This is a genomic window from Microcystis sp. T1-4 (genome assembly GCF_000297435.1).
In the GTDB taxonomy this organism is placed as follows: Bacteria; Cyanobacteriota; Cyanobacteriia; order Cyanobacteriales; family Microcystaceae; genus Microcystis.
This window is the reverse complement of the sequence record NZ_CAIP01000204.1, coordinates 1-5,094: the sequence shown is the minus strand read 5'-3', so window position 1 is coordinate 5,094 and position 5,094 is coordinate 1. Positions and strand designations below refer to the sequence as shown.

General features: G+C 43.5%; 4 protein-coding genes and 1 pseudogene. 1 reads left to right on the top strand and 4 read right to left on the bottom strand.

Annotation, left to right across the window (positions count from 1 at the left end):
• Window positions 1-305 precede the first annotated feature (305 nt).
• Window positions 306-506, bottom strand: coding sequence for a hypothetical protein (locus MICAI_RS12815; protein WP_008202563.1), 201 nt, complete (start codon window positions 504-506; stop codon window positions 306-308).
• 298 nt (window positions 507-804) lie between these two features.
• Window positions 805-923, bottom strand: a pseudogene (locus tag MICAI_RS27095) (IS200/IS605 family transposase); the annotation flags it as partial.
• A 185-nt stretch (window positions 924-1,108) separates the two neighbouring features.
• Between MICAI_RS27095 and MICAI_RS12810 the strand changes: the two are divergent.
• Window positions 1,109-2,380 carry an esterase-like activity of phytase family protein gene (locus tag MICAI_RS12810; protein ID WP_008202561.1) on the top strand — a complete coding sequence of 424 codons (1,272 nt, stop codon included), beginning with the start codon at window positions 1,109-1,111 and terminating at the stop codon, window positions 2,378-2,380.
• A gap of 360 nt (window positions 2,381-2,740) precedes the next feature.
• Here the strand turns inward: MICAI_RS12810 and MICAI_RS12805 are convergent, their stop codons facing one another.
• Window positions 2,741-3,703, bottom strand: coding sequence for a protochlorophyllide reductase (locus tag MICAI_RS12805; RefSeq protein WP_008202560.1), 963 nt, complete (start codon window positions 3,701-3,703; stop codon window positions 2,741-2,743).
• A gap of 247 nt (window positions 3,704-3,950) precedes the next feature.
• On the bottom strand, window positions 3,951-4,952 hold the full coding sequence (locus tag MICAI_RS12800) for a CsgG/HfaB family protein (protein ID WP_008202558.1): 1,002 nt from the start codon (window positions 4,950-4,952) through the stop codon (window positions 3,951-3,953).
• Window positions 4,953-5,094 lie beyond the last annotated feature (142 nt).

Here is a 5,094-nt window from a genome sequence, read left to right as displayed (position 1 = left end):
CCCAGTTTAATCCCCCTAAATCCCCCTTAAAAAGGGGGATTTAAATTCGATGTGTAGTTTTCATTTAGAGAAATGGTATAACTTGATATTTGCTATAAAAGGAAACAATTAATTTAAACAATTGTTTTTCATCAAGCTTATGCTTTTTAAGTAAATTACAAGAAACCTCATTAATTATTTGGGTACTGATAATGATGGACTTTTCTTTAATTAATTGTTTTGCCAATATTCTTTTACCTTCTTCTTTTTTATCAGTGGAAAAAGCATAAAGCTAAATATTAGACTCAACAAAACAAATATGACTTTTAAGTTCTGTCATAAATTTCTTCTCGTTTCATAAATTCTAAATTATCAACCTCTATAGGATTTTCCAACAGGTATTCAATCATATCAATTTTAGTTTCACTTTTATTGAGTTGATTTTGAGCTTTAAATACGGCAATAATTGCTTGTATCTGCTGAATTTGTTCAGGTTTAAGTTCAGTTACATTAATATTTTTAATCATGGCTACATTGGAATGATTTTTACTTTAATTATACTAATTACACGCTCTCACAATAATGATCTTCCTTTTTTACATCTTTGACTAAAATTATCGGTGTTTATGAAGAGTTATTATAGCCTAGCCTTTGAATTATAACAAAGAGACATAAACCCCGTGCTTGTCCCCCTCTCAGTATACTGATAGTTTATTTAACAAAATAGTCCTCAAAGTTTTTCGCAGTAAACATTTCACGATTTCATGAGCAAAAATTATCACACAAAGTCGAGAACAGCCCAATTTCTACAAACTTGATCTCCTATCGTTTTTCCATCTCCAGACAGACTTCTTTCAACAAGCTATCTACCTGTTTGTCGAAAACGGCTTTACGATATATAGCAAAACACTTACATTATGGCTCTTATGGATGTATTGACTCATTTTTCTATTATACGCTGCGAGCGGCGGGGAATTAGACCCGAAGAGATTAAAGCATATCTAAATATTTTTGGGTTAAAAGTTAAACTTCAGGCTTTCATTTAGTACAAGTGTACTAAATAAATAATTTTCCCAAAAAAATTAGTTAACACACGATTGTAACATATAATTAATTTGCAAGAGTTCTAATGTTTTTTGGGATAGAAATCATGAAATCCCCCTCTCGTTTTTTCATCGGGATCGCTGGAACCATAACGGTCGGTTTCCTCGCTACCTCGTCGGTTCAAGCTTCGCCTTTAAATTTACAATTTCTCGGTCAATCGATTGTTCCCACGGGGTTTATTCCCTCAGGCCCAGCGGGAACCGTGAACGGTGTCTCCGTTCCGGTCGGGGGATTATCGGGCATTACCTACGATCCGGCGGGCAATAACTTTTACATCATCTCGGACGATCGCTCTCAGAACGGCCCAGCGCGTTTCTACACCGCAACGATCAATCCGACGCTATTTAATGTTAATGGGACGAATAGCGGCGTTACCTTTACCGGTGTTACCCCACTTTTACAGACTAACGGGCAAACTTTCCCCGCGCTGGGTCTCGATCCAGAAGGGATCGCGCTCGTGGGTTCTAATCTGTATATTTCCTCCGAAGGGGAGGTCTCTAGCAATCAGATTCTCGATCCCTTTGTCAATCGATTCGCGCTGGCCAACGGTCAACAGAACGATACTTTACCGATTCCAAACCAGTTTATCCCCGCGCCGAACTCGATTCCCACCACAAGCGGGGTTCGCAATAATCTGGCTCTAGAAAGTCTGACCACCACCCCAGATCAGCGATTCCTGTTCACGGCCTCCGAGAACGCGCTTGTGCAGGATGGGCCGGCCGCGACGCCAACGAACGGTTCTCCCTCACGGATATTGCAGTACAATCTCGCTAATGGACAGCCGATCGCTCAATTTCTCTACAATACCGATCCAATCGCCCTTCCCCCGATTATTCCAAGCCAAGTCGATGTCAACGGACTCGTCGATTTACTGGCACTTGATAATAGTGGCCAACGCTTTCTCTCCCTAGAACGTTCTTTCTCTATAACGACGGGAACACCGGGGAATACGGGCTATACTGTGAAAATCTACGAGGTTTCCCTGGAGGGGGCCACCGACATCAGTGCCTTTTCCAGTATTAATGGGGTTTCGGGTATCGTGGCCGCCCAGAAAACCCTATTATTCGATCTGACCTCGTTAAATATCCCCATCGATAACGTGGAGGGGATTGCCTTCGGCCCCGATTTACCGAACGGCAAGCGATCAATAATTCTCGTCAGCGACAATAACTTTACCCAGCTCCAATTTACTCAATTTCTCGCCTTTAGCGTCGAAACTGTACCCGAACCCTCAACCCTCGCAGGATTGCTGGTGATCGGTTGCGTTGTTATTCTAGTCAAAAAACGGGAAAGCTAAACAAAATCTGGCAACAGCATAGAGATCAGGCTATCTTTGGGGTTGCCGAGCGTTTCGTCAATTGGACAATGGCTCTTCTAGGTTCTGTGTGATAAGTTTAACTTACATAGGATCGATCTTTGTGTCCTCTGTGTCTCTGTGGTTCCTTCCACTCCCTCGCTCTTAAGGAATGTATCTTAGAATACATTTTACCCACCAAATCCAAGAGAGCCTAATACCAAATCCGTTTTTAATAATATCATTAACTGCCAATCAAACTTTAAAAACCCAGTTATGGACTGTTTCTCCCTGTCCCAGCACTCCCCGTTTCCACAAGGACACAAGTTACCTTGTGTCCTTTTTTAGGTTCAAAATCGGAATTTAAGCTAATCCGACTAATTTAGCGCTGTATTCCCACATTTTTTCGCCTCTTTCCTCGTCGCGAGCTTGAGGAGAAACCCTTTGTACAAAAGATTTACCCTCTTTTTTCTGACGGTTGCCCCAACTCCAGTAAGCACCAGATTGACGGTATTCGGGGTCAGCCACCACCATGGCCACTCTTTCCCCAGCTAATTCTTGGGAAACATAGCCACCGGTGATATTTTTCTGGAACCAGGGGAAAAACTGCTGGAAAAAGGGGTAATGATTGCGGAAAAGGGGTGTATCGGCCACACAACCCGGATAGAGGGAAGTAAAAGTAATTCCGGTAGATTCGTGATAGCGTTTGTGCAGTTCCCGCATGGTGAGAACATTACAAACCTTACTATCTTTGTAGGCTTTGACCGATTCAAATTTTTTGCCGTCGGCCATAGTAATCGGCTCTTTGAAACCCTTGGCAAACCCTTCCAAATCGCCCAAATCGGGACGAGGAGGAATTTTACCGCCTAATTCATCGGGATTATGGGTGACAGTGCCGAGAATGACTAAACGGCGGTCGGGAGAAGGGGAATTTTTTAGATCTTCCAAGAGCAAATTCGAGAGCAGGAAATGACCTAAATGATTGGTGGCCATGCTCAATTCATAACCGTCGGGACTTCTTAAGGGTTCTTTGAGCAAAGGCAGATAGATAGCGGCATTGCAGACTAAAGCGGTTAGAGAGCGGCCCAAGGCCCGGAAATTTTTAACGAAGCGCCGGACGCTATCGAGGGAACCGAGGTCGATAAATTCAATAGAGTAGTTATCCCGGGGAATGTTCAATTCCTTGGCAGCCTGTTCCATTTTCGGGATATCCCGACAGGCCATAACCACAAACCAACCTCTTTGAGCAAGGGATTTAGCGGCGTAGAGACCGACTCCAGAAGTTGTCCCAGTAATGATCACCGTGGGTTTTTGATCTTGTACCATTTTTTGATAGTTTTCGTTAATCGCTCTGGTCTAGGGAATATCCAAGGGATTCCAATCATAAATTCTATCGGTTGTCTTACCTGACCCCCAGGTTCGCTTTACATAACTTCAAATTTTCGTGAGTGTTCACTTATCAGTGATCAGTTATCAGTGATCAGTGATCAGACTTGAGTTTTAAGTTTACCGATCTTCCCACTTCCCCACCTCCCCACTTCATAATTCATAATTCATAATTCATAATTCCCGATTAACGAATGGGTTTAGCTAAATCACCGACTTTAAAACCATTACCGGTAATGATGCGACCGACGCTAGATTGACCATCAGCTTCGACAATTTCGAGAGTGCCAATCGGTTGAGTAATCTGACGGATAACCTTACCCGTTTGCGGATCCTTGACCGTTTGAGTCGTCCGTTCGATGGAAATGCGTAAACCGACACGATAGCCTTCTCCCGTACCTTTATTGAGAATTACCTGATTTCCCGCCACGGCAGCCACTAAAGCGGTGACAGTCGGGAGCGAGCGAGGTGTAGCGGCGATTTGGTCGGCTTTATCATTGAGATTATCCACCACCTGCGCCACTGCCTTATCGGTGGCAATACTGAGTAATTTCCCTTCGTTGGAGGTTTGGGAACCACCCCCAACTCCTAAAACCACGGTTGAACCATCGGATTGATTGGCAGTACCATCTCCCTGAGCGGTGGTAATAATTTCGGCCGTGGTGGTATTAATTGCCCGGACATTTAACTTGACAAAAGCATCGGTTTCTGTCTTGGCGGTGCTAAAAATAATAAACGAGCCACCGGATTGTTTTTTTTGTAAATCGAATTGGGTAATCGAACCGATAATCACCACATCTACCCCCAAAATTTGCCCGATTTGAGCGGCGGTAGCGGCATCTACACGTCCCGAAGCACCCAAATTCTGTTCTCTGAGGACGGCATCAATGCGACTGCGCTCAATGACTGTATAGCGACCACTTTCCACTAATTTGTTGACGAGAATATCACTGACACCACTGGCTCCACCATTGAGAAATGTTAACCACTGGGGATTACTGAGACCGCTATAATCGAAGTCTAAAACCGCTACTCGCACCTTTTCGCTTTTTTGGGCTAAGAGTAACGGTAAATTGTTAGAGGTAGCTTGGGAGAAAGCCGGTGCGTTGAAGCTAAAACCCAAACTAGAAGCGACTCCCACAAGGGTGATTAGGGCAGAAAAACCACGGATACTATCTCGATCAAACATGATAAGGGGTTCTCCAGTCAAATAGAATATAGATCATCGAAAATTTGGGTCTGAAACCCCGTCGTTCTACGACGGCTTTACTGTTAAATATGAGCATCGTTTACGAAATATATGCTAGTGTGAAAGGACATGGAAAAAGCCA